This is a genomic window from Mycobacterium sp. OAE908 (assembly GCF_017872775.1).
In the GTDB taxonomy this organism is placed as follows: Bacteria; Actinomycetota; Actinomycetes; order Mycobacteriales; family Mycobacteriaceae; genus Mycobacterium.
This window is the reverse complement of record NZ_JAGGJL010000002.1, coordinates 1,130,629-1,156,200: the sequence shown is the minus strand read 5'-3', so window position 1 is coordinate 1,156,200 and position 25,572 is coordinate 1,130,629. Positions and strand designations below refer to the sequence as shown.

16 protein-coding genes are annotated in these 25,572 nt (G+C 64.3%); 9 read left to right on the top strand and 7 right to left on the bottom strand.

Annotated elements, in window-relative coordinates; genetic code table 11:
• The first annotated feature begins 88 nt into the window (after positions 1-88).
• The 4 genes from J3E61_RS30730 to J3E61_RS30715 all read left to right on the top strand — a co-directional run bounded on the left by J3E61_RS30730 (position 89) and on the right by J3E61_RS30715 (position 13,975).
• Positions 89-11,641 (top strand): AAA family ATPase, encoded by an 11,553-nt coding sequence (locus tag J3E61_RS30730; protein WP_210086761.1) that lies wholly within the window; start codon positions 89-91, stop codon positions 11,639-11,641.
• A gap of 75 nt (positions 11,642-11,716) precedes the next feature.
• Entirely contained in the window at positions 11,717-12,493 is a 777-nt protein-coding gene (locus tag J3E61_RS30725) for a metalloregulator ArsR/SmtB family transcription factor (RefSeq protein ID WP_210086452.1), read from the top strand.
• Positions 12,490-13,209, top strand: a complete 720-nt coding sequence (locus J3E61_RS30720; protein ID WP_210086451.1) for a DUF899 domain-containing protein — start codon at positions 12,490-12,492, stop codon at positions 13,207-13,209. The genes J3E61_RS30725 and J3E61_RS30720 overlap by 4 nt, the downstream gene beginning before the upstream one ends.
• Positions 13,210-13,231: 22 nt before the next feature.
• Complete coding sequence (locus J3E61_RS30715) at positions 13,232-13,975, top strand: DUF899 domain-containing protein (RefSeq protein ID WP_210086450.1); 744 nt, start codon at positions 13,232-13,234, stop codon at positions 13,973-13,975.
• Here J3E61_RS30715 and J3E61_RS30710 read toward each other — a convergent pair.
• From J3E61_RS30710 to J3E61_RS30690, 5 genes are all read right to left on the bottom strand, one after another.
• On the bottom strand, positions 13,972-14,631 hold the full coding sequence (locus tag J3E61_RS30710; protein ID WP_210086449.1) for an alpha/beta fold hydrolase: 660 nt from the start codon (positions 14,629-14,631) through the stop codon (positions 13,972-13,974). The two genes, J3E61_RS30715 and J3E61_RS30710, sit on opposite strands and share 4 nt — an antisense overlap.
• 29 nt (positions 14,632-14,660) lie before the next feature.
• Positions 14,661-14,813 carry a hypothetical protein gene (locus J3E61_RS30705; protein WP_210086448.1) on the bottom strand — a complete coding sequence of 51 codons (153 nt, stop codon included), beginning with the start codon at positions 14,811-14,813 and terminating at the stop codon, positions 14,661-14,663.
• Positions 14,814-14,957: 144 nt separating this feature from the next.
• Positions 14,958-15,587 carry a uracil phosphoribosyltransferase gene (gene upp / locus J3E61_RS30700; RefSeq protein ID WP_192722822.1) on the bottom strand — a complete coding sequence of 210 codons (630 nt, stop codon included), beginning with the start codon at positions 15,585-15,587 and terminating at the stop codon, positions 14,958-14,960.
• Between the two features lie 4 nt (positions 15,588-15,591).
• A complete protein-coding gene (locus tag J3E61_RS30695; RefSeq protein ID WP_210086447.1) occupies positions 15,592-16,785 on the bottom strand; it encodes a URC4/urg3 family protein in 1,194 nt (397 codons plus the stop codon).
• Positions 16,782-18,068 (bottom strand): GTP cyclohydrolase II, encoded by a 1,287-nt coding sequence (locus J3E61_RS30690; protein ID WP_210086446.1) that lies wholly within the window; start codon positions 18,066-18,068, stop codon positions 16,782-16,784. Before J3E61_RS30690 ends, J3E61_RS30695 begins: the two co-directional genes overlap by 4 nt.
• A gap of 103 nt (positions 18,069-18,171) precedes the next feature.
• Here J3E61_RS30690 and J3E61_RS30685 point away from each other — a divergent pair, with 103 nt between their 5' ends.
• The 3 genes from J3E61_RS30685 to J3E61_RS30675 all read left to right on the top strand — a co-directional run bounded on the left by J3E61_RS30685 (position 18,172) and on the right by J3E61_RS30675 (position 20,962).
• Positions 18,172-18,756 (top strand): hypothetical protein, encoded by a 585-nt coding sequence (locus J3E61_RS30685; protein WP_210086445.1) that lies wholly within the window; start codon positions 18,172-18,174, stop codon positions 18,754-18,756.
• A 151-nt stretch (positions 18,757-18,907) separates the two neighbouring features.
• Entirely contained in the window at positions 18,908-20,152 is a 1,245-nt protein-coding gene (locus tag J3E61_RS30680; protein ID WP_210086444.1) for an acyltransferase, read from the top strand.
• 117 nt (positions 20,153-20,269) lie between these two features.
• Positions 20,270-20,962, top strand: coding sequence for an SGNH/GDSL hydrolase family protein (locus J3E61_RS30675; RefSeq protein WP_192722827.1), 693 nt, complete (start codon positions 20,270-20,272; stop codon positions 20,960-20,962).
• Between the two features lie 54 nt (positions 20,963-21,016).
• Here J3E61_RS30675 and katG read toward each other — a convergent pair whose 3' ends face one another.
• Together katG and J3E61_RS30665 are read right to left on the bottom strand one after the other, a co-directional pair.
• Positions 21,017-23,263: a catalase/peroxidase HPI gene (gene katG / locus J3E61_RS30670; protein WP_210086443.1), complete on the bottom strand. Its 2,247-nt coding sequence runs from the start codon at positions 23,261-23,263 to the stop codon at positions 21,017-21,019.
• 36 nt (positions 23,264-23,299) lie between these two features.
• Complete coding sequence (locus tag J3E61_RS30665; protein ID WP_210086442.1) at positions 23,300-23,755, bottom strand: transcriptional repressor; 456 nt, start codon at positions 23,753-23,755, stop codon at positions 23,300-23,302.
• 214 nt (positions 23,756-23,969) lie between these two features.
• Between J3E61_RS30665 and J3E61_RS30660 the strand changes: the two genes are divergently transcribed.
• A complete protein-coding gene (locus J3E61_RS30660; protein ID WP_210086441.1) occupies positions 23,970-24,839 on the top strand; it encodes an ABC transporter permease in 870 nt (289 codons plus the stop codon).
• Positions 24,836-25,555 (top strand): ABC transporter ATP-binding protein, encoded by a 720-nt coding sequence (locus J3E61_RS30655; RefSeq protein WP_210086440.1) that lies wholly within the window; start codon positions 24,836-24,838, stop codon positions 25,553-25,555. Before J3E61_RS30660 ends, J3E61_RS30655 begins: the two co-directional genes overlap by 4 nt.
• Positions 25,556-25,572 lie beyond the last annotated feature (17 nt).

Here is a 25,572-nt window from a genome sequence, read left to right as displayed (position 1 = left end):
CAAAACTGCTCCGGCTGGGCCTTTACTGCTTCTTGACCACGCGTTGAATCGCCCTTCTGACGATGGTCACGTGACTACGCTTCAAACGGTGGAGCTGGGGGTTCTGGGGACTCTGCAAGTCCGGCAGTATGGCCTGCCGGTCGCCATTCCCGGCGCCAAGCCCCGCGCCATTTTGACGATGCTCGGACTGCACGGCGGTGGCGTCGTCTCAGCAGACACACTCGTGGAACTGCTGTGGGGCGACGATCCGCCACGCACCGCCGCCAAGGCACTGCAGACCCACATCTCCTCGCTGCGGCGCACCCTTGGTGACGGCTTCGTGCTGACCGAGGGTGCCGGCTGGGTGCTCAACACCACCGAGACTGATGCCACGCGTTACAAGCTGGCCGCCAGGCTGGGCCGCGACGCGGTGGCCACTGGAGACCCGACTCAAGCGATCGCCCGCTTCGACGAGGCGCTGGCCCTCTGGCGCGGTGTCCCCGAACTGCCCGATGGCCCGCGGGGTGTATCGGAGAAGACACGATGGATCGAGGGCCACGCGGCCCTCGTGGAAGACCGCGCCGATGCACTGCTTGCGACGGGCCGTGCAGCAGAGATCATCGGTGAACTCGAAGCTGCCGTGGCAGACGCACCGCTTCGTGAAAGGCGTTGGGGCCAGCTGATGCTCGCCCTCTACCGCGCAGGCAGGCAAGGGGAGGCGCTTGGCGCTTACCAACGCGCACGATCCCTGCTGGCCGACGAGTTGGGCGTCGACCCCGGACCGGAGTTGCGTCGGCTAGAGGCCGCCATCATCACGCAGGATTCCGCATTGGAAGTCCCTGTGTCACAGCAACTCTCGGCGGTTACCCGGACGGTGACCTTCTTACTCACCGATATCGAGGGGTCGACCGCCGCGTGGGAGGCGGACGCCGAAGCGATGGCGGCGGCACTCGCGAGACACGACGAGATCGTCGAACAAGTTGTCACGGCGCGGGGCGGGCGCCTCATCAAGACGCGCGGTGAGGGCGACGCAACGTTCTCGGTCTTCGACCGGCCCTCGGCGGCCGCGACTGCCGCGATCGACTTGCAGGAAGGGATCTCTCACGAACCGTGGGAATTGGCAGAGCCCATGCGCATCCGCGTAGCGCTGCACACCGGCGAGGTCGAGCTGCGGAACGGCGACTACTTCGGCCGGGCGGTCAACCGGGCGGCCCGACTGCGGTCGCTGGCGGCCGGGGGCCAAATTCTATGTTCAGGCGCGACCGCCGAACTCGTCGTCGACTCGCTTCGAGACGACGTTGTGCTGGCCGACCTCGGGAGGCGTCAGCTCAAGAACCTTGCCCGTCCCGAACACGTCTTCGAACTTCGGCTGGATGCCGCTGACGAATCCCGTGCTCCCACAGCAGATACACCCATCGAACGGCCGGCGCTGCCAGCCGTTTTAGCCGGCTCCGGGCCGTTCGTCGGGCGGGCCAGCGAACTCCAGCAGCTGCTGTCGATTTGGCAGGCCACACTTGCCGCCGGCACGCGCGCGGTGATGATCGCCGGAGAGCCCGGCGTAGGTAAGACACGTCTGGCCGGTGAATGGTCCCGCCACGCTTACGACGGAGGTGCCGTCGTCCTCTACGGCCGTTGCGATGAGGACCTCGGCGCGCCGTACCAGCCGTTCGCGGAAGCCCTGCGTGCGGTCGTACCTAGTCTCGGCGCCAACCGGATTCGCGGGTTGCGCGGTGTCGAAGCACTGCTTCCACTGGTGCCGGCACTGAGCGAGTTGTTACCCGATCTGGCAGCGCCGCCGCGTGCAGACGCAGACACCGAGCGCTACGCGCTCTTCGATGCAGTCGTCGCACTGTTGGGCGTTGCCTCAGACGCCGCGCCAGTGGTGCTGGTCCTCGATGACCTCCATTGGGCGGCCAAGCCCACGCTTCTACTGTTACGACATCTCCTTCGCTTCGGCGAGCACGCCCGCGTTCAGATCGTCGGCACGTACCGCAGTACCGATCTCGACCGCTCCCATCCGCTGGCGGCCATGCTTGCCGACCTGCACCGCGACGGGTCCGATAATCGCCTTCAGTTGCGCGGGCTGGACGAGGACGATGTGAGCGCCTATGTTGCCGAAGCCGGGTACGACGATCAGGAGCTGGCCCGGGCGTTGGCGACCGTCACCGGCGGCAATCCTTTCTTCCTCATCGAGGCGCTGCGTCATGTGGACGAAAGTGGCGGGCGTTGGGACCCAAGCACTTTGCCGCAAGGTGTTCGAGAAGCTGTAAGCCGCAGACTTTCTCGGTTGCCGGAGGGAACGAACAAGGCCCTGGCGGCTGCCGCGGTGGTGGGCAGCCGGTTTGCCCTGGATCTGGTAGAGCGCGTGGTCGGGGATGATCTCGTCGACGCTTTCGACGAAGCGTCCAAAGCAGGCATCGTCATCGAAGAATCGGGCGGCCGTTACCGTTTCAATCACGCCCTCGTCCGGCAGTCGCTGATCGCCGAATTGGCATCGGTGCGCCGTATGCGATTGCACCAGCGCATCGCGGCGACGCTAGAAGCCGAGTCCGGCCCCGACGACGAACGACTAGCCGAATTGGCGTACCACTACTTCGAATGTGCGTGGGCGGGAAACGCCGCGAAGGCCGTCGAGTATTGCAGGCGTGCAGCGGAGCAGGCGATGGCCCGCCTCGCTTATGAAGGCGCGGCTGACCTGTACGACCGGGCACTGCACGCGCTCGAGGAGCTTGACGACGAGCTGCCCGACCGGGAGGACCAGCAGGCCGAACTGTTGGTGGCGCGGTGTGAGGCGCTGTTGGCGGCCGGTGATGTGGCGTCGGCGGCAGGCGCGGTATCGCAACTGCAGGAAGCCGCAGGCGATTCGGCCAGGCTCACGGCGTGGGGCACCTGTTTCGATGGCCAACTATCGATGCTCACCCATCCCGAGCGCCTGGACGACATCGAATCCGCGCTTGCCGTCGCCGCCGAGGAACTGGCCAGACTGGACGACGCGGCGGGGGAGGCCAAGGCCCACACCGTTCGCGCCGGATGCCTGGCACGCCTCGGTCGCATTGGGGACAGCGAAATGGCGCTGGATCACGCGCTGACCGCCGCGCGCCGCGCCCGTGACCACCGACGCGTGAACGCGGTACTGGCCGGGGCGCCACTAGCTGCGTTATGGGGTCCAAACCCGGTGCCGCGCGCGGGTGGACGGTGTCTCGATGTGGTGCGGCTGCTTCGCATCACGACGGGATCGGCCGTCGTCGAGGCAACGTCGACGCGATGCCAGGGCGTGCTGGACGCATTTCGAGGTCGCCCCGAGGCCGGCCGTCGCCTGATCGACTCGGCCCGGCGCGCGTTGAACGACCTTGGCATGCGCCACGCGTTACTCGAGGTCGAACAGTTCGCAGGCATAGTCGAACTGGTAGCCGACGAGCCCGCGGCTGCCGAGACGCACCTACGGCAGGCCTACGACGGATTCCGGCGCATGCGCCTCGATGCGGATACAGCCGAGACCGCCGCTTTGTTGGCGCGCGCTTGTCTGCTTCTCGATAGAGACGGCGACGCCGACGAATTATGCACGGAGAGTGAACGTCTCGCCGGGCATGCGCTGAAGGCATCGATGACCTGGCGGACGGTTCGGGCTCAGCTGTTGGCGCGAAACGGTGCTCACGACGCGGCCCGGCAGGTGGCCCAGGAGGCTGTCGCTATCGCTGCGGGCACCGACGCTCTGGTCGACCACGGCGATGCCTGCCTGGCGCTGGCCACAGTGTTGGATATCGTCGGCGACCTCGCCGGTGCACAAGCGGCCGCCACGCAGGCTGCCGAGTTGTATGAGCGCAAAGGCGCAGCGGCACTTGCGGACAAGGCCCGCCGCCTTCTCAGCGGACGTGATGTTCCGGCGCTCGCGCCCACCCTGGAAGCCCCGGCCGCGAAGCTCGACAACCTTTGCGTCCGGGTGATGCATGAGGTGGAATCTGCCTTCGAACGCGGGGACTGGGGCGAATGCGAGAAAACCTATGCACCCGACGTCTTCGTCGAGAGTCGCCGCAAGGTGGTCGGCTTCAGCCAGAACGATCTTCGGCCGGGTGACTGGCCACGAGTTGCCAGACATCTTCGCGAAGGATGGGCGTGGCAGCGATGGGCAGTCATCGCCGTCCGAGGCGAGCGCCTGGCCCTCACTCGACTCGACCTCGGTACCGACGATGCGAGCCCGGGAGCGCCGCACGAGGAGATGCTCTTGTTGTGCGGTCTCGACGAAGACGGTCGGATCGCGCTGCAGGTGATGTTCGATATAGATGACATCGACAGTGCGATGGCCGAACTGGAAGCCGCGCACGCGCGGTTTGAGGCCGCACGCCCACGGGCGTTGCTCGAAAATGCAGCGAGCCAAGTGGACGAACGCTTCTGGAGATACTTCCCGGCCCGCGATTGGGACACCATGGCGGAGATTCTGAGCGATGACTTTTCGCTTGATGATCGTCGTCGCACAGTGAGCGCCGGCGTCCGGCAGGGTCGCGATACCGAAATCGAGAACCTCAAGGCCATGGCCGATCTCGCCGACAGTGGGAACGTAACGTGCAATATCATTGCCATCCGCGGTGACCGCCTCGCCCTCCGTGTTCTTCGTTTCTCGGAGCAGGACCGACAGCGCGAGAGCTTCTGCAACGAGATGGTCGGCGTAGTCGAAATCAACGCCGACAACCGGCTTGCGTCGCACGTCGTGTTTGACCCCGACGACTTCGACGCTGCCTTCAACGAGCTCGATGCTCGCTATCTCGCCGGTGAGGCGGCACCGTACGCAGACGCCTGGCAGAGCGTGATGGATACGCTTGGTGAGGTGAATCGTCACGAGCTGGGACCCATCATGGGCGGACTCAGGTACGTCGATCATCGCCGGATTTCGTTCGGCTCTAATGACTTCGGGCGGGCGGTTGAGGAGCTGTGGGCACTCGTGCCCGATGCTCGGTATCGAGTGACGGCAATACATGCGCTTGACGCGCACGGCACCGTCGCCAGCCTCGTCATCGAAGGCACCGACACTCGTGGGAATGAACTGCAGTGGCCTCGCATCGTTGCGCTTGTTCCCGAGGAACAGCGGATGGACGTGTACGAAGAGAACGACCTCGACGCGGCGCTCGCCACGTTTGAACGGTTCAGCCATCCGACGACGCGCCTGCAGAATGCAGCAAGCCGAGCGTACGAGCGCGCGAAGAACGGCCTTGCGACCCGCGACTGGGCTGCGATTGCCGAAATCCTCGCCGCCGGTGTCGCTACCGAGGACCGTCGTCGAGTGGTGAATGCCGGCCGTCGGCAGGGAAAGGATGCAGCGCTCGCCGAATTCCGCGCCACCGCCGAAGTCATACAGGACTGGACGTCACAGGTCATTGCGACCAGGGGCGAGCGACTCGTGCTCAATCGTGCACAAGTCTCCGGTTTAGGTGTGGGTCCGGAGACATTCCGCGTCGACGTCCTCGACGTAATTGAGACCGACGACGACGGGCTTGCTGTCGGCCGAATCGTCTTCGATCCGGACGATTTCGAAGATGCGCTTGCAGAACTCGACGCACGCTATCTCACCGGCGAAGCTGCGGCTCACGCCCGCGTCTGGTCGCTCATAACGCAACGCCATGCCGCGGCACTGCATCGACACGAAATACACCCGACCCCGGCCGACTTCATCAACATCGACCACCGTCGCGGAATCGCATTCGCGCCAGGCGACCTTGTGGCGTACATCCACGCCACCTGGGATCAGATTCCGGATCTCGGCTTCTTCATCGAGGCTGTGCATCGGCTAAGCGACCTCGGGACCGTCTACACCCTGGTGCTGAGCGGAACCTCACGCGAGGGCTTGCACGCCGAGTGGCGGATCGTCGAAATGGTCACAGTTCAAGGTGATTTGATCAATCGCACCGAAATTTTCGACGAGACCGACCTCGACATTGCGCTCGCGACGTTCGATCAGCTCAAGCCTCCGCCGCCACGCGACCACAACGCGGCGGGCTCGGTGGCTGAGTCGTTGGCGACATGTTTCGCCGCGCGGGACTGGGACGCCGCGGCGGAGCTTCTCGCCGACGACTTTTCCATAGAGGATCGTCGACGCGTCGTGAACGCTGGGGTTCGACACGGTCGTGAGGCGGAGCTCGACGATTTGCGCGCGGCAGATGATGTAGGTATCGCGGACGTGACACCGACCGTCATCGCCACACGGGGCAGACGCCTCGTGCTGGCTCACGCCCGCTTCTCCGTCGCCGACCAACGACCCGACGCGTTCCAGAACGAGGGCCTCACTCTTGTCGAAATCGACTCCCAGGAGCGGGTCACCGATGTTGTCATGTTCGACCCCGACGACATCGACGCCGCCTTCGGGAACCTCGAAAGCCGTTATCTTGCAGGCGAAGCGGCGGCATACGAGCACACTTGGTCGCGGATTGTGGAGGCACATGCCGGGCTCAACCGGATGGAGCTGCCCGCGACGACTCCCGACTGGGTGAGCATCGACCACCGCAGAGGGACGGCGTTCGGCTCTGGTGACCTGTTCGCATACATCCGCTCCGCGTGGGAACTGATGCCCGACATTCATGGCCACATCGAGACGGTGCACCGATTGAACAGCCTCGGGGCGGTAGTCACTCACGTGATCACTGGCACTTCGCAAGACGACTTCGCCGCGTCGTGGCGGCAAATAAACGTCCTCACCGTCGAGGGTGATCTGTTCAATCGCATCGAGATTTTCGACGAGGCAGATCTCGACGACGCGATCGCAGCTTTCGATGAACTCAGTCAGCCGTCGCCCCAGCTGGAAAACGAGGCGAGCCGAGTCGTAAAGCGGTACGCGGCACTTTTCGCAGCTCGCGACTGGGACACCATGGCCGGCTTGGTGGCCGACAGCTTCACGACCGACGATCGTCGCCCGGTGGTAAGCGCGGGGATTCAACACGGTCGGGATGTCGAGATGGCGAATATGCGCGCCATCGCCGAGGTGGGGTTTGAAAGCATCACGACTACGGTCATCGCCATCCGAGGGGAACGCCTTGTGCTTTTCGGGAGCTCGTTCTCCGTTCCCGATTGGCCCGGCGAAGAATTCGCGGTGCTAGACCTGGCCGAGATCACTGCTGAGGGTCAGATTTCTAGACATGTAATATTCGAACCGGACGACCTCGATGCCGCATTCGCGGAACTCGAAGCACGGTACATCGCGAGCGAAAGGGCGGCCCGCGCGCACACGTGGTCAGTGATCGCGGCAGCCTACGTGGATCTCAACCGTCACGAAATCTACCCAGCGACACCGGACTTGGTGAGTATCGATCATCGGCGCGGCGCCATGGCATTTGCACCGGGCGAACTCATCACATACCTCAACGCTTCCTGGAATCAACTTCCGAACTTGAGCTTTCGCGTGGAAGCTGTGTGTCGGCTCGGCGATCGGGGGGCGGTCTATACGCAGGTGTTGAAGGGCACCTCGCAGGAAGGCTTCGCCGCCGAGTGGCGGATAGCCCAGATCATGATGGTCGAAGGCGAGCTGGTCAGTCGCGCCGAGATCTTCGATGAGACGGACCTCGATGCAGCGATCGCACGTTTCGACCAGCTCACCGCAGCGACATCGACACTGGAGAACGCCGCGAGCCGACTGAACAAACGATTCAACTCGTATTTTGCATTGCGCGACTGGGACGCCATGGCGAAGATGCTCGCCGATGACACGTCCGTGGAGGATCGGCGTCGGGTAGTGAACGCCGAGACACTCCGTGGCCGTGACGTCGAAATCGCAAACCTGCGGGCCATCGCCCAGCTCGGAAGCCAAAGCGTGACAGCGCTCGTCATTGCGACTCGTGGCGAGCGCCTCGCTCTCACTCGTACCCGCTTTGCGGGCGGCGACCAGCGTCCGGACGCATTCTGCACTGATGCGCTCGTCATTGTGGGGATCGACGCCAACGAGCTGATCACGGCTCGCGTGGCGTTCGACCTCGACGACATCGACGCCGCATTCGAAGAACTCGACGCGCGTTATATTGCTGGTGAAGCGGCCGCACATGCGCACACTTGGTCGATCATCCAGGGCGCCTACGCGGCGATCAACCAGGGTGAAATCCCCGTGATTTCGCCGAATTGGGTCAACGTCGACCACCAGCTGCGCGCGACGATCGAGGCAGGTGACTTGACCGCGTACCTGGGCGCCGGTTGGAATCTCACGCCAGGTTTCAAGATTCGCGTCGCGGCTGTGCATCGGTTGACCGATTTTGGAGCGGTGGTCACTCACACAGCATGTGGCATCTCGCAAGAGGGCTTCGAGGCAGAGTGGCAGATGATCGCCGTCCTGACCGTCGACGGCGACCAAATCGGCCGCTGTGAACTATTCGCCGAGACAGACCTCCACGCCGCTTTAGCCAGGTTCGACGAACTTTGCAGGACGGCACCACGATTGGAAAACGCAGCGAGCCGCGCATACGACCACTTCAACGTGCGCCTCGCGGCTCGCGACTGGGATGCCATGGCGCAGATGGTGACCGACGATGTCTGCGACGACGATCGTCGTCGCGTGGTGAGCGGTGGCGTCCGACGCGGCCGGGATGCCCAGATGGCGAACTTGCGCGCAGTGGTCGGAGTCGGTGTCAGAAATTACGAATCAACCGTTATCGCAACCCGCGGGGACAGGCTCGCGCTCACCCGTTCGCGCGTATCGGGCAGCGGCCAGGCTGCCGAGGCATACGCCCTCGAGATGCTCACGCTCATCGAAATTGACACCGACAACCGGATCTCAGCCGGCGTTGCGTTCGATCTCGACGACATCGATGCCGCATTCAGCGAACTCGAAACCCGTTATATCGCAGGCGAAGCCGCCGACCACGCCCGCATCTGGTCACTTGTCACGCGCGCCTTCGCAGCCGTCAACCGGCATGAGCTGGCAGCGCGGACGACAGATTGCGAATTCGTCGACCGGCGGCGGCTCGCGATGGTCGACACGAGAACGATGGGCGCGTCGTTCAATGTGGGGTGGGATCTCGCGCCGCAAGGCAGCATCTACATCGACACTGTTCATCGGCTGAGCGACCTCGGAGCTGTTGTCACTCACTCAATGCGCGCAACCTCGCAGGATGGATTCGACGTCGAGTGGCGATCAATCGATCTGTTGACGTTCGAGGGCGACAAATTGAAGCGCTCTGAAACCTTCGACGAGGCGGACCTGGATGCCGCACTCGAGCGCTTTGACGAATTACAGCCGACAGTTACGCGATTGCTGAACGCGGCAACTCGAGTGTACGAGCGTTTTTGGGCCTCCTACGATGCTCGCGACTGGGACGCTATCGGGAAGGCGTTGACCGAGGATATCTACACCGATGATCGACGTCGTGTCGTGAACGCCGGGATCCAGCGAGGACGCGATGGCGAACTCGCAAACATGCGAAGCCTCGCGGATGTCGGGGCAAACGTTACGTGGACCGCCGTTGCGACACGCGGGCAGCGCCTCGTCCTCAGTCGTTTCTCCTCGGCGAACCAGGATCTCCAGCACGGTGAGTTCGCTGTCGAGATGTTTACCGTGATTGAAGTCGACAGCGACGACCGGATCGTGGCGGCTGTTCTGTTCGATGTCGACGACATCATCGACGCAATCGAGGAACTCGACGCCCGTTACCTCGCAGGCGAGTCAGCAGCACACTCCCGTACGTGGTCGCTGATAATGCGCACCTTCGATGCGCTCAACAAACAAGAAGTGCCCCCGACGGCGCCACACTGGGTACACCTCGATCATCGACAGCTCGCCATGTACCAGGCGAACGATTTGCCCGCATACCTCGGGGCCACATGGGATCTCACACCAGAGTCCAGCACCTACGTCGAAGCCGTGCATCGGCTGACTGACCTCGGCGCGGTGCTTACCATCGCCTCGCAGGGGACCTCTTCAGACGGCTTCGAAGTCGAATGGCGAGAGGTCAGCCTGGTCACGTTCGACGACGACAAGATCAGCCGCGGCGAAGTTTACGACGAGGCCGACTTAGCAGCCGCACTCGCCCGGTTCGATGAGCTCCATCGGTCGTTGCCCCATCCAGAAAACGCGGCGAGCCAAGTAACTGAGCGCTTTTGGGCGTTGTTCTCCGCCCGCAACTGGACAGCAATGACGGAAATGCTCGCTGAGGGAACATCGTCGGACGATCGTCGCCGACTGGTGGGCGCGGGTTTGGTAGAAGGCAGAACGGCATGTATCGCGGACTTGCGAGCCATTGCCAGCGTCGGGGCGAAAAGCTTTGGATCAACGGTCATTGCGACTCGCGGGCAGCGGCTTGTGCTAGGGCACTTCCGCGTCAAGGGCCCAGAACAACAGCCCGAGGCCTTCGAGGTGGAAATGCTTGGCCTCATCGAGATCAACTCCGACGACCAAATCGTGGCACGAGTCGCATTCGACGTCGACGACATCGTCGACGCAATCGAGGAACTCGACGCCCGATACCTGGCCGGCGAAGCCGCCGCCGATGCGCGCACCTGGTCGCGCGTAGCGGCCGGCTACGCCGCCCTCAACCAGCGTCAACTACCGCCGACCACTCCTGACTGGGTCAACATCGATCATCGACGCCTCGTGACGATTGAGGAGGGCGATCTAGGTGCGTCGCTTCGAGCCGTCTGGGACATCACATCGCAGGCAACCATCTACGTCCAGGCAGTGCACCGACTGACTAGCCTCGGAGCCGTCGTCACCCACGCCGTACGCGGAACTTCGCAGGAGGGCTTCGAAGCCGAGTGGCGAGAGACCGCATTTCTCACGTTCGATGGCGAAAAGATCAGCCGTTGTGAAGTCTTCGACGAAGCCGACCTAGAAGCCGCGCTCGCACGGTTCGACGAGCTCAATCGCCAAGTGCCGCAATTAGAGAACGCGGCAACTCAGACCTGGACACAACTAGCCGATGCATTCAACCGCCGCGAGGTGGACGAATTTCAGTCGCTGATTACCGCGGACTGCCACGCGGAGGATCGGCGTAAAGGCTTGCGCGCCTCCTTCGAGAGGCTGGGACCGCGCGACGCCACGCAGGCGATGTTCGATGCCACCCCGAGCTGGCGATCGGAAGCGGACGTCGTCGCGATCAGGGGTGCGCGTTTTGCGTTGATGCGCAACCGTTTCCGTGACACGGCCGAGCCTGACGCGCCGATTGCCGCGGAGTACTTGACGGTTGTGGAAGTCAGCGACGACGGCCTTCTGCGCCGCTCCGCGCGGTTCGATCCCGATGACATCAACGAAGCGTTCACGGAGCTGACAGCTCGCTGGATCGCATCCGGAGAAGTCGAGCATCCGCAAGCCATTGAGTCGCACCTGAAGATTCTGCAGGTACTGAATCGCCATGACTGGAATACCTACCGGGCTAGCTTGGCGCACGCCACCGGCGTCAACCACCGCCAACTGGCAACAGGCACGACGGTCGCTGATTTCATCAAGTCCGTCGACACGGTGGCGTCGCTGATCCCGAATTTCTGGGTGGAGCCGACGAATATTCTTCGCTACTCGGCGTCGGGAGCAGTAGGTGACCTGCTGGCGAAAGGCACGTCGTCTGACGGAGTCGAGGTCGAGATCCCGATGGTGATGCTGGGCGTGTTCGACGGCGATCTCCTTACCCATTTCGAGTTGTTTGACCCTGACCAGCGGGACCTCGCGCTGGTCAGATTCGACGAGTTGAACCGACCAGCCTGAAGCGATTGACATGCAGCCGGACGGCTGCATATAGTCGGACATGCAGCCGATCAGCTGCATGTCAGGAAGAATGAGATGGACGAGGTATTCAAGGCACTGGCCGATCCGAGCCGACGTCTTCTGCTCGACAGCCTCAACGAGCGCAACGGGCAGAACCTGCAGGAGTTGTGCGCGCGACTATCGATGGCGCGGCAGTCGGTCAGCAAGCATCTTGCCGTCCTCGAAGCAGCCAACCTGGTCACCACCGTGTGGCGGGGGAGGGAAAAGCTGCACTACCTCAACGCAGAGCCGATCAATGCGATCGCCGATCGCTGGATCACTCAATACGACCGTGCGCGGGTACAGGCACTCGCGGACTTGAAAACAGCATTGGAGACCGAATCAATGAGCAGCAGTAAAGAATTCGTCTACACCACCTACATCCGCACCACGCCGGAGAAGCTGTGGCAAGCAATTACCGACCCCGCATTCTCGCACCGCTACATGGGCCACGCGATGGTGTCCGACTTCCAGAAGGGATCGACGTACGCCTGGGAGGACCACGGGCTGAAGATCGAACACCCCGAACAGGTGATCCTCGAATCCGACCCGTATCGCCGGCTCGCCTTCACCTTCCACACGTTCGTCCCCGAACTCGCTACTGCCGTCGAACAACTCGACGAAGAGACTGTCGCCACGTGCGCGGCCGAACGGCGCTCGAAGGTGTCCTTCGACCTCGAGCCCGAGGGCGACATGGTCAAGCTGACCGTGATCCACGACGACTTCGGCCCGGACAGCACGGTGCTCGGACTGATCTCCGGTGGCTGGCCGTGGAAGCTCTCCAACCTCAAAACAGCTCTCGAACAGTCATGACCGCGAAGCCCCGACTGGTCGATCGGGCCACGTTCCAGACCGAACTCGATGGGCTGCGAGTCCGCGAGAAAGCGCACACGCGTGAGGGAGACGCGATCGCCGCGGCGCGCCGACGACTGCCGATGGTCGAAGTGGACGCGACGACGCCGCTCGTCGGGCCCGCGGGAACCGTCACACTGCTCGACGTGTTCGACGGCCGCTCGCAGCTGATCGCGTACTACTTCATGTGGCACACCGGCCATCCGGCAGCCGAGCAATGCGAAGGGTGTACCTGGTGCACCACCCATGTCGCCGAGTTGTCCTATCTGCATTCCCGCGACATCACCTACGCCGTGCTGTGCCAGGGGCCGTTCGACGAGAGCAACCGCTACCGCGACTTCATGGGCTGGGAAATGCCGTGGTACTCGGCGCAGGATTCCCTCGAGACCCTGGTCGTCGGACGCCAGAAGGGCCTGATGCATCTGGTGTGCTACTTGCGCGACGGCGACCGCGTCTACGAGACGTACTGGACCAACTACCGCGGTGTCGAGGCCATGGACTACAGCTTCGCGCTGATGGACCTCACCGTGTACGGACGCCAGGAAGCGTGGGAGGACTCGCCACCCGACTGGCCGATACGCCCCGTTACCAACAACAGCGAGCGAGTGCGCATGAATGGGCGCCCGATCGCACAGTGGTCGCGCCTGGAAGCCGGGCGTTCCGACGCGCTGCGATGAGTGAAGAAGGGAGACAAGGCAAATGCAAACACCACCAATTGTGTCGTCGCAAGAATGGGACGCGGCGCTCAAGGAGATGCTCGTAAAGGAAAAAGAAGTGCAACGGGCGCGTGATGCGCTGGCCGCGCAGCGCCGCCGAATGCCATGGACGCCAATAGAAAAGCAGTACACATTCGACGGACCCGACGGGAAGGCGAGCCTACTCGACCTGTTCGAAGGTAGACGCCAATTGATCGTCTACCGCGCGTTCATCGAACCTGGCACGGGCGACTGGCCCGAACATGGCTGCACGGGCTGCTCTTTGATGGCCGATCATGTACCCAACCTCGCCCACCTCAATGCTCGGAACACCACATTCGTCTACGCATCCCTCGCATCGCAGCCCGAACTCGAACGGATGAAGGCGAAGATGGGCTGGCAGCACATCCCTTGGTACACAATGACCGACGATTTCGCCAAGGACTTCGGCGTCGACGACTGGCACGGCACGACGGCGTTCATCCGCGACGGCGACCGGGTGTTCAAGACGTACTTCATCAACGGCCGCGGGGATGAGGTGTTTGTCAACACCTGGAACCTCCTGGACATGACGGCCCTTGGACGCCAGGAGGATTGGGAAGACTCACCGGAGGGTTATCCACAGACCCCGCCGTACGAATGGTGGAGCTGGCACGACACCTACGCCGAGCACACCCCGTGGCGGTGGTTCGGCGATCCCGACCCTGATGACCCCAACGATCAGCGCCCGCCGCGCAAGGACAGCTAGGTGACGACCGCGGCGATCCGCGCGGCCACGTCGGCGGCCACTTCCAGCACGTCGGGATCCTCCGCCGCCAGATAGCGATCGTGAGTGCGGTCATATACCGCGCCTGCGATCGCTCCGTGGTCGGCGGCCAGCTCGACATATTCGACCGGCCACTCGTTGTCGTCAAGCGTCGCCGCGAACGACCGACTCACCTCGGCAGGCACCACATCATCGGCGGTGCCATGCAGCAGGGTGAACGCCGAGGGCTCCGGCGGCAACTTCGTCGGCAGCGGGGCCCCGGTGATCGGATTACGTGCAATGAACGCGCCGGCAAGGCAGATGGTATGGGCGACAGGCACATCGAGTCGGCGCGCGGATATGGCCAATCCGGCCGCTGCGGCACCACCCAGCGACCACCCGACCAGAACTAGCCCGCTGGAGCCGAGGCCCTCCCGCGTGAAATCAACCGATGCGAGCAAGTCGCTGCGTCCGCCGTCGTCGGCGTGTGAGTTCCAGTCCGGCACCGCCACTGTGAGCCCGTGACCGGCGACCAATTCGGCGAGCGGTCGCATCGCACCGCGGGCGTCGGTCTGCGCGCCGTGCCACATCAAGACAGAAGGCGCTCCCTCGCCGAACACATCGACGGCTCGGCCCGGGGCGTAATCCAGCGTCTGCATAGCCGGAGTCTGCCCACGCGACGCCGCCGTTAACCCCGCCGGCGGGTCTCCTGCGTGTAGGCGGCCCATGTCTGCGCCTCGCTGGGCAGTGGCAGGTAGGTGTGGCCGCATTCCAGGAGCCAGGCGCCAGGGCCAGCCATCCGGGTCAACCGGAAGCGATTGCAGTATCGACAGTGCGCCATGATCCAACTCCTTTCGTTCGGCGACGTGCTCGTGTGAAACCACGGTATGGAGCCGAAGGACCCGCCGAAACGGGCGATGAACCCCTCCTGCACGGACGCACCCGGGGCGTTCGCGTGGGCGCGACGTTGGGGGATTAGGGGATGTTATTTAGTGCCGAAGATGCGGTCCCCGGCGTCGCCGAGACCCGGAAGGATGTAGCCGTGCTCGTCGAGTTGGCGATCGATCGCGGCCGTGTAGATCGGCACGTCGGGATGGGCGGTCTGCATGGCGTCCAGGCCCTCGGGACAGGTGAGCAGGCAGACGAACTTGATCGACTTCGGGCCGCATTCCTTCAGGCGGTCCACCGCTGCCACGGCTGAGTTACCCGTGGCCAGCATCGGATCGACCACCACCACGTCACGTTCCTGGAGTTCACCGGGCATCTTGAAGTAATACTCAACGGCAACAAGTGTTTTGGGATCGCGATACAGGCCAATGTGCCCGACGCGGGCCCCGGGCACCACGGTCAGCATGCCGTCCAAAATTCCGCTGCCTGCCCGCAGGATCGAGACGAACACCAGCTTCTTACCGTCGATGACCATTCCGGTTGTGCTTTCCAGCGGAGTGTCGATCTCTATTTCGTGCATCGGCATGTCCCTGAGCACCTCGTAGGCCATCAAGGCCGAGAGCTCGTGCAAAAGCAGCCGAAAACTATTGGTGGAGGCGTCTTTACGACGCATCAGGGTGAGCTTGTGCTGAACCAGGGGATGGTCGATCAGATGAACGCCTGCCATGGCTTCAGAAAACCGTCCCGTCGCTTACGACCGACAGTGGGGGACGACCGTCCCGCAGGCGCGCGGCGATCGCGCGGCCCGCTGCCCATGTTCCGCCTTCGAGCACGCACGCCAGCGGCATCTGCTCAGCGTTCACGCCCAGGCGCTCGCGCACCAGCGGGGCCAGTTCGTCCAGAAGCGCCACCGTCAGGGCTCGCCACTCCACCACCAGTTCATCGCCGACATTCCAGGGCTGCTCCGCCCAGCCCGGGTCGCGCAGGTGCAACACACCGGTGTCGAGCAGCAGGCCACCATTGCGGTACTCAGGCAGGCCGGTCAACGCGTCCAGACTCTCGACGCGGACCCCCGCCCATTCGAAGGGCTCCAGCAGCGAGTACGTCAGCCACTGTGACAGCTTGTGGAACGGCATCCAACCCTGCGTAAGCCCCGGCCCGGGCAGCGCGTCATGGCGCCAGCAGTCGCCGAGCGCCTGGTCGCCAATGCTGTTGTCCGCCAACCAGATCCCTGACAGCGACGCGAGCACCCGACTGAGAATGTCGTGCGCGGCGATCCTGTTTCCTTCAGTGAGGTCGAACAGATCACTCGGCCGACCGTGTGGGCCCAGCGCATCGCCAAGCCTGTGCAACACCGACACCCGACCGTCCACACCGACCAGCGGATTCGTGGGTCGGCACTGGAAGGCCTCGGCCAGCCGCTCGGCCGTCACGCCGCGTAGGCCGGCGGCATCCGCCTGCGACGGCCGCGCCGCATCGGTGGAGAAAAGTCCGCTGCAGAACGCGTGCCAGCTCGCCACACCCAGCCCCTCGGATCGGTTGAAGCGCTGCCCGGTAGAGGTCTCCAGGTATGACCAATCCGGCCCGGCACCTGCGTCAAGCAGCACGCTGACGACGGTCAGATCGACCATGGCCGGGCCGTCCAGCTCGGCCTTGCGCTGCACGCCGCCGGCCTCGAAGTGCCGCCAGCGGCTGTGAAACGGGATGTGCAGATCCGGGTAGCGCGCCAGGGTCAGGTCGGCGACTTCGGCCGCCGCCCCGGCCAAAGAGCCGTCGTCGACCTCGAACCAGGGGGAGTCGCCTGCCCGCGCGCGGTGCAACAGGAACCGCGCGCGCTCACGGATCGCAACGCTGCTGCGCAACACCGCCGCCGCGCCTGCCGGCTTGCTTGTGTCGTGCTCGACGTCGACGCCCGCGAGGCTCATCCGTCGAGCTCCCGGCCCTTGACCTTGCGCAGTTCCTCGATGTCGGGCACCGGCCCGGGGGTGAAATAGCCGGCCGCCATCTTGGCGTCGATCTCCACCCGCGCGTCGGCGGGGATCAAGTCGTCGGGGATGTTCACCCGTTCACCAACCTCGATTCCGGAACCGGTGATCGCGTCGTACTTCATATTGCTCATCGAGACCAGGCGGTGAATCTTGCGGATGCCCAACCAGTGCAGTACGTCGGGCATCAGCTCCTGGAACCGCATGTCCTGGACGCCTGCCACGCACTCGGTGCGCGCGAAGTAGGCCTCGGCGGTATCGCCGCCCACTTGGCGCTTGCGGGCGTTGTAGACGAGGAACTTGGTCACCTCGCCCAGCGCGCGACCCTCCTTGCGGGAATAGGCCACCAACCCGACGCCGCCACGCTGGGCGCCCAGGATGCACTCCTCGATGGCATGCGTCAGGTACGGCCGGCAGGTGCAGATGTCCGATCCGAATACGTCCGAGCCGTTGCACTCGTCGTGCACGCGCGCGGTCAATTCCACAGTGGGGTCACCCAGGTCGCGGCCGTTGCCGAAGATGTAGATGGTCTGTCCGCCGATCGGCGGCAGGAACACCTCGAGGTCCGAGCGTGTGACGAGTTCGGGATACATGCCGCCGGTCTCTTCGAACAGCACTCGGCGCAGATCCGTTTCGCTGCAGCCGAATCGGTGGGCCACCCCGGGCAGGTACCACACGGGCTCGACAGCCGCCTTGGTGACCAGCGCGGCACCGGTGGGCAGCAAGATCCGGCCGTCGGGGACCAGGCGTCCCTTCTGAACGGCGTCGATGACCTCCGGCACGATCACATGTGCCTTGGTGATCGCGATGGTCGGGCGGATGTCGTAGGCCTCGGCCAAGGCCGGAGCGAATACGTCGGCCACCATCGCACCCCACGGATCGAGGCTGACGATCTTCTCCGGCTCACTCCACTGCGGGTACGGGCCGATGATGTCGGTGGGCGACGTGTCGGTGAGGTCCGCCTTGTGCTGACGCGACAACGCGCCTGAGGCCACCGCCAACGCCCGGTACACGCTGTAGGACCCGCTGTGCGTGCCGATCACATTGCGATGGGCACGCGTGGTGGTTGTGCCGATGAGCGGTCCGCGCTCGGCCGCGGTCGGCGCACCCCAGCGAATCGGTGGGGCGTCAAGACCGCCGCTGTGAGACGTCAGGCGGATATGGCCGGAGGCGCTGTTCGACTTGGCAGGCGACGGCGCGGCGGCGCCAGGTTCAGCAGACATAGTCGTCCTCCGTCAAGAAGGCGCAAGCATATCCACTCTGCCTGCTCGCCGCTGTTCTTGCAGATGCGCAACCGGCGGCAAACAATACGCGTACCATCGGCACATGCTGCGGGAGGACCTCTCCGGCCGGTTCGACTACCTGTTCGAGCCGCTGGAAGTCGACAAGTCGGCCGGTGACGGACTCGACGAGGATCCCAGCGCGCCCGCAACGAACGCCGACGAGGGTCGCTGGTCGCGCGTAATAGTGCTGACGGGCGTCGTCGTAGCAACTCTTGCGGCGGCCGCCGCCACGGCGGTCGTAATGCTTCAGCCGGCCCAGCCCGCCCCGCCGATCGTCACGCCGACCGACGCCACACCAATCTCGACACCGATGTCGACACCGACATCTCCGGTACTGCCCAGCCCCACGCCCGCCGCGACGGAACCGCCGGTTCCCGTCTTGCCTGCGACGGTCAGTACCTCCGCGGCGCAGGCGCCGACTGCGACTCCGACCGTTCAGCAGCCAGCCCCACCGCAGCCTGCGGAGCAGCCGACCACCATTGCCACCGAGCCTGCCGCCACGATGCCGCCCGCCCCGACGACGCGCGCCCCGATCAGCGTCAGCCCCGAAACGCGCACGCCGTTTCCGAATCAGCCGACGCCCGGCAACAACAACCAACGCGGCGGGCTACTCGGCGGACTGCTTTAGCTGACGGCCCGCGACACACCGGTTCGCAGGAATCGCACAGCATTCCGGTCGCGCGAATCGGGCGACCGCGCTGATATTCTGCCAAGCGCCGGTAGGTATAACTGCTGGCAGCCTGACCCGAAACTGCAGAGTCCCTCACGAAAAGAGTTTTGTGCGCACCGGAGAGATCAAAGCCCTATCCGGCTTGCGCATCGTTGCTGCAGTGTGGGTGGTGTTGTTCCACTTCCGGCCGTGGCTCGAGGTTTCGGCGCCCGGCATTCGATCAGCGCTCGCCCCGGTCATCAACTGCGGCGCACAGGGCGTCGACCTGTTCTTCATGCTCAGCGGGTTCGTGTTGACGTGGAACTATCTCGACCGGATGGGCGAGTCGTTCTCGATCAAGGCCACGCTGCACTTCCTGTGGCTGCGGCTGGCCAGGGTGTGGCCCGTTTACGTGGTGACCCTCCACCTCGCATTGGCGTGGATCATCTTCACGCTCTATGTCGGTCATCTGCCCTCACCGGTCGCAGACCAGCTCAGCGCCGTCAGCTATGCCCGTCAGGTGTTGCTCGTCCAGTTGTGGTTCCAGCCATTCTTCGACGGGTCGAGCTGGGACGGACCCGCCTGGTCAATCAGCGCGGAGTGGTTGGCGTATCTGCTGTTCGGGGTGTTGATTCTCGCGGTTTTCCGCATCTCGAGGGCGACCAGGGTCAGAGGCTTGCTATGGCTGGCCGTCGCCGCGTGCCTGCCACCCGCACTGCTCCTGCTGGCGACCGGTCACTTCTACACGCCATGGAGCTGGCTCCCTAGGATCGTCATGCAGTTCACCGCCGGCGCGCTGGCCTGCGCGGCGGTGCGCAAGATGGAGCTCTCGGACGCGGGCCGACGTCGAGCCGGCTACGTGTCGCTGGCGCTGTCCGTCGGCATCATCGGAATCCTGTACTTCCTCGACGCGCATCCAATCCCCAAGGTGTCCGATTCCAGCGGGCTCGTCGACGTGCTCTTCGTGCCGCTGGTGGCCTCATTGGCGGTCGGCATGGGCAGTCTGCCGAGGCTCCTGTCGACCCGAGTGATGGTGTACGGCGGGTACATCTCATTCAGCCTGTACATGGTGCACGAGTTGGTGCACACCGCGTGGAACTGGTTCACGGCGCAATTCGAGATCGTCCTGACGCCCGGCTGGTCGGCCAAGCTGATCATGGTTGGCGTGTTCGCCGTCGCCCTCCTCGGTGCGGTACTTCTGTACCACTTCGTCGAAGAACCGGCCCGCATCTGGATGCGCAGGATGGTCAAGGAGCGGCATCTTCCAGTTGCCGATCCGCACTCAGAGGCGCTCGACCCGGCGCAGAGCAAGCTGCAAACCATCCATGGCCCACGACAAGTGGCTGCCAACGCCGTCACCGCGCGCGCGGGCTGAGTCATGGTACAGAGCCCAATTCCGCTGTCCGCGATGACAATGCAGCAATTGAATAACGCCTTGCGTACGATTTCGTCCGCGCAGGCGTTTTTGGAAATTGGGCCGTAAGCTGTTCCGGTGAGTCGTCTGGTCACGTTCGCGGTCGCGATCGCTCTGCTCATCGGCCTTGTCAATGCCGGATCAACAACGGTGAGGCACAACGACATAGTGTCGTCGGACGCCTCGCTGAACCGCATCGCAGTGGTCGGGGACTCGTATACGACCGGTGGCGAACTCGGCGGGCTCGGCTCGAAAGGCTGGACCACGCGGGCCTGGCAGCTCTTGGCGCGCCAAGGCATAGCGGTTGCTCCCGACGTGGCCGCCGAGGGGGGAGCGGGGTACGGCACCCGCGGAAATCACGGCAGCGTGTTCGAGGACCTCACCGCCGACGTCGTCAAGCCCGACGATGCGCTGGTGGTGTTCTTCGGCTCCCGCAACGACCAAGGCGTCGACCCGACGCAGCTGTCGGTCCTGGCGTGGGGCACATACCAATTGGCCCGTCGCACAGCGCCATCGGCTAAATTCCTGGTGATCGGACCGCCGTGGCCGACGGCTGACCCGCCTGACGCTGTACTGCGGATCCGCGATGCCCTCAAATACCAGGCCGGCGTCGCGGGCGCGACGTTCATCGACCCGATCGCCCAGGGTTGGTTCGTCGGCAGGCCCGAGTTGATCGGCAAGGACGGTGTGCACCCGACCGACGCGGGCCACGCCTACATGGCCGAGAAGATCGCGCCGCTGATCGGCGCACAGCTGGCCCGACAGATTTAGAAAGAACAACACCCCGCAAGCCGGATTGACTTGCGGGGTGCTGTCTTTGGTTGATCAGGCCAGGTCGAACCGGTCGTTGTTCATGACCTTGACCCACGCGGCGACGAAGTCCTCGACGAACTTGTCCTTGCTGTCGTCCTGCGCGTAGACCTCGGCGATGCCACGAAGCACGGAGTTCGAACCGAACACCAGGTCGTTGGCGGTGGCCGTCCACTTGATCGCACCCGACGAACGGTCCCGTCCCTCGTACACGTTCTCCGACGTTTCCGACGGCTTCCATTCGGTGCTCATGTCGAGCAGATTGAGGAAGAAGTCGTTGGACAGAACGCCCGGCCTGTCGGTGAACACGCCGTGCTTGCTACCGCCGTGGTTCACGTTCAGCGCGCGCAATCCACCGATCAGTACGGCCAATTCAGGAGCCGTCAGGTTGAGCATGTAGGCCCGCTCGACCAAAAGCTGCTCCAGCGGCGCCTTCTCACCCGGCCGCGAGAAGTTGCGGAAGCCGTCCGCGCGCGGTTCGAGCACCGCGAACGAGTCCACGTCGGTCTGCTCCTGCGACGCGTCGGTGCGGCCTGGTGCGAAGTGCACGTCGATCTCGAAGCCGGCGTCGCGCGCCGCCTTCTCGACCGCCGCGGAGCCACCGAGCACGATCACGTCGGCCAGCGAAACCTTCTTGCCGCCACTTGCCGAGCTGTTGAAGTCCTGCTGGATCCTCTCGAGCACAGGCAGCACCTGAGCCAGCTCCGAAGGCTCGTTGGCCTCCCAGTTCTTCTGCGGCTCAAGGCGAATCCGCGCACCGTTGGCGCCACCGCGCTTGTCCGTGCCGCGGAAACTGGAGGCGGACGACCACGCCGTCTTGACCAACTGCTGCACGGTCAGGCCGGAGTCGAGCAGCTTGGCCTTCAGCGACGCGACGTCAGACTCGTCGATCAGCTCATGATCGACGGCAGGCACCGGGTCCTGCCACAGTTGCGGCTCTGCGACCCAGGGACCGAGGTAGCGCTCGATCGGACCCATGTCGCGGTGCATCAGCTTGTACCACGCCTTGGCGAACGCCTCGTTGAGCTCCTCGGGATGCTCGAGCCAGCGCCGGGTGATCTCGCCGTAGATCGGGTCGACCCGCATCGAGATGTCGGTGACGAGCATCGTCGGCTTGCGGTTCGGACCGCCGAACGGGTCGGGAATCGTCGCCTCGGCGTCCTTGGCCTCGAACTGCCAGGCACCGGCCGGGCTCTTGGTCAGCTCCCACTCATGGCCGTAGAGGATTTCGAGGTACGCGTTGCTCCACTTCGTCGGCGTGTTGGTCCACACCACCTCCAAGCCACTGGTGATCGTGTCACCGGCCTTGCCGGAGCCGAACGGGCACTTCCAGCCCAGGCCCTGCTGCTCGATGGGGGCGCCCTCGGGTTCGGGGCCCATGCCGTCGTCGGGGCCCGCGCCGTGCGTCTTGCCGAGAGTGTGGCCGCCGACGATCAGCGCCGCGGTCTCCTCGTCGTTCATCGCCATCCGGCCGAACGTCTCGCGGATGTCGTGCGCGGCTGCCAGCGGATCCGGCTTGCCTTCCGGCCCTTCGGGATTGACGTAGATCAGGCCCATGGTGGTGGCGCCGAACGGCTCGGCCAGCTTGCGATCGCTGTCGTTGGTCCCGCCATAGCGCTGGTCGGTGCCGAGCCAGGTGTCTTCCTGGCCCCACAGCATCTCCTCGGGCTCCCAGATGTCCTCGCGGCCGAACGCGAACCCGAACGTCTTGAAGCCAGCCGACTCGAGCGCGGCGTTTCCGGCGTAGGCGATCAGGTCGGCCCAGGAGATCTTGTTGCCGTACTTCTGCTTCACCGGCCACAGCAGCCGACGCGCCTTGTCCAGGTTCGCGTTGTCGGGCCAGCTGTTGAGCGGGGCGAAGCGCTGCGCGCCCTGCCCGGCGCCGCCGCGGCCGTCGAAGATCCGGTAGGTGCCGGCCGCGTGCCAGCTCATCCGGATGAACAGGCCCGCGTAGCTGCCGTAGTCGGCAGGCCACCAGTCCTGCGAGGTGTTGACCACCTCGATGACGTCGCGCTTGAACGCCTCGACGTCGAGCTTCTTGAACTCCTCGGCGTAGTTGAAGTCCTCACCGAGCGGGTTGCCTTTCTCGTTCTGCTTGTGCAGCACGGAAACGTCGACCTGCTCCGGCCACCAATCCCTGTTGGTCAGCGGAGCGTGCGTCTTCGGCTTCGGCGAATCGATAGCCGGGTTCTCGCTCTCGCTATGACTAGCCGTCTTGGCGTCGTCGTGCGGTGGGCGAGCGTCAGATGTATCAGATGACACAGCATTCCTTCCGGGGGTGGGTGTTACGGGCTGTGATCACGGGTGTGATCGCGCTGTTTGGGAAGCCGAGCAGTCGGGGCACAGCCCCCAGTAGATGACTTCGGCCTCGTCGAGCACGAAGCCGTCCAACGCGCCTTCGTGGTCTGACGGATTAAGGCACGGTGCCTCTCCGACCGCGCAGTCGACGTCGGCGATGACGCCGCACGACCGACAGACCACATGGTGGTGGTTGTCGCCGACGCGCGACTCGTATCGGGCGACGGAGCCCGACGGCTGGATTCGCCGGACCAACCCGGCTGCGGTCAACGCGGCGAGCACGTCATATACCGCCTGCCGCGACACGTCCGGCAAGCCCGACCGGACTGCGCCGAAGATCGACTCGGTGTCGGCATGCGGATGGGCGTGGACCGCTTCCAGCACCGCCAGGCGAGGGCGGGTCACCCGTAGATCAGCGGCACGTAGCTGATCCGCGTAATCGGGTGCCGGGGTCACGGCACCCAATATCGTCGCTTTTCTGGAACCAGTCAAGTCTTTCCGACGATGATTTCGCGAGTCGCGGCAAAGAAAGAATCGCGTCGATTCCATGGCTCCCACAGCGGACGTAGATACGGCATGGTGACCACAACATTTGCTGCACGCGAATCATACGGGCGCGCAAGGAATGACCGCGCGCCGACACATTCGACGTCCGTTTGGAAGGCATGCCATGGCCCTACTCGCCCCGCCGGCGCCCGTCGCCGCGCCGTCGCGTCCGCGCGACATATTTCTGCCTGGCGATGCCCGGCGACAGTCCCGGCTCGGCAGCCTGCGACGCCGACTGCGCTGGCCGCTGGGGATCTACACCACCCCGGTGGCAATCGTGTTTCTCTGGGAGATCCTCGCCCGGTCTGGTGTCCTCAAGCCGACGTACGCGCCCGCGCCATCCGACATCTTCAGCACGACCGTGGAACTGTGGCAGGACGGCGTACTCGGTCCCGATTTGACGATTTCATTGCAGCGGGCCGGGATTGGCCTCGGACTCGGCCTGGTCATCGGAATCGTGAGCGGCGTGCTCGGCGGCTTCCTGCGTACGGGCGAGTATCTGTTCAACGGTGTTGCACAGATACTCAACACGATCCCGCTGCTCGCGGTGTTACCGCTGTTTGTGGTGTGGTTCGGCATCGACGAACTGACGAAGGTCTTGTTGATTGCGTTCGGTGCCGGGGTGCCGATGTATCTGAACCTCTTCGCGGCGATCCGTGGCGTCGACCAACGCCTCATCGAAATGGCCCGCACCACCGGAGCAGGCCCATGGCGCATTGTCACCCGTGTGCTCGTACCCGGCGCGCTGCCCGGTTTCCTTGTCGGCCTGCGCTTTTCGCTGGCCTACAGCATCTTGGGCCTGGTCGCAGCGGAGACTGTCAACGCCGACGAGGGCCTCGGATTCTTGATCACTCAAGCCCAGACATATCTGCAGACCAACAAGGTTTTCGTCGGCCTGGTGATCTACTCGATTCTCGGCCTGCTGGCCGACCAGTTGGTCCGGATTCTCGAGCGGGTGTTGTTGCGGTGGCGGCCAAGCTATGAGGCGCGATGACCACCGCGCTGGGCACGCAGACGGGCGTCGTCGTCGAGCAGGTCGTCCGCAGATTCGGCGATCGCCTCGTCCTGGACCACCTCGACCTCGTCATCGACCACGACGAACTCGTCGTCCTCCTCGGGCCGTCCGGATGCGGTAAGAGCACCCTGCTTCGCCTGCTGGCGGGGTTGGACAAGCCAGACGGCGGTCGCATCGAGGTGCCCGTCAACCGTGCGATCGTGTTCCAGGGCGACCGACTACTGCCGTGGCAACGTGTGCTGCGCAACGTCACGTTGGGTCTTAGTGGCCCAGACGCCGACGAGCGGGCGCGCAAGGCACTCGCGGAAGTGAACCTTTCGGATCGTGAAAAGGCTTGGCCCAAGCAGCTTTCCGGCGGGGAAGCCCAGCGCGTCGCATTGGCCCGCGCGCTGGTCACGCAGCCCGAGTTGGTGCTGCTCGACGAGCCGTTCGCGGCCCTTGACGCGATCACCCGGCTGAGAATGCATGATCTGGTGCGCGCGCTGCGTCGCCAGCACCACGCGTCCATGCTGCTCGTCACCCACGACGTCGATGAAGCCATCGCGCTTGCCGACCGCATCGTGGTGATGAGCAACGGACGTATCGGCGATGCGCATGCCGTCCACCTCTCAGCCGCCGAACGGGAGGCAAGCGTCGCTCGCGAAGAGTTGCGCGCCGCGCTCTTGGTCGATCTCGGCCTCGCCAGCCGGCACTAATCCACTCACAGGAGAAG

What these genes read in the sequence shown, in the direction of transcription:
- J3E61_RS30660 (WP_210086441.1), top strand. Translation starts at nt 23,970, where the DNA reads ATGGCCCTACTCGCCCCGCCGGCGCCCGTCGCCGCGCCGTCGCGTCCG.
- J3E61_RS30720 (WP_210086451.1), top strand. Translation starts at nt 12,490, where the DNA reads ATGACCGCGAAGCCCCGACTGGTCGATCGGGCCACGTTCCAGACCGAA.
- J3E61_RS30715 (WP_210086450.1), top strand. Translation starts at nt 13,232, where the DNA reads ATGCAAACACCACCAATTGTGTCGTCGCAAGAATGGGACGCGGCGCTC.
- upp (WP_192722822.1), bottom strand. Translation starts at nt 15,587, where the DNA reads ATGGCAGGCGTTCATCTGATCGACCATCCCCTGGTTCAGCACAAGCTC.
- J3E61_RS30705 (WP_210086448.1), bottom strand. Translation starts at nt 14,813, where the DNA reads ATGGCGCACTGTCGATACTGCAATCGCTTCCGGTTGACCCGGATGGCT.
- J3E61_RS30690 (WP_210086446.1), bottom strand. Translation starts at nt 18,068, where the DNA reads ATGTCTGCTGAACCTGGCGCCGCCGCGCCGTCGCCTGCCAAGTCGAAC.
- J3E61_RS30695 (WP_210086447.1), bottom strand. Translation starts at nt 16,785, where the DNA reads ATGAGCCTCGCGGGCGTCGACGTCGAGCACGACACAAGCAAGCCGGCA.
- J3E61_RS30725 (WP_210086452.1), top strand. Translation starts at nt 11,717, where the DNA reads ATGGACGAGGTATTCAAGGCACTGGCCGATCCGAGCCGACGTCTTCTG.
- J3E61_RS30710 (WP_210086449.1), bottom strand. Translation starts at nt 14,631, where the DNA reads ATGCAGACGCTGGATTACGCCCCGGGCCGAGCCGTCGATGTGTTCGGC.
- J3E61_RS30655 (WP_210086440.1), top strand. Translation starts at nt 24,836, where the DNA reads ATGACCACCGCGCTGGGCACGCAGACGGGCGTCGTCGTCGAGCAGGTC.
- J3E61_RS30685 (WP_210086445.1), top strand. Translation starts at nt 18,172, where the DNA reads ATGCTGCGGGAGGACCTCTCCGGCCGGTTCGACTACCTGTTCGAGCCG.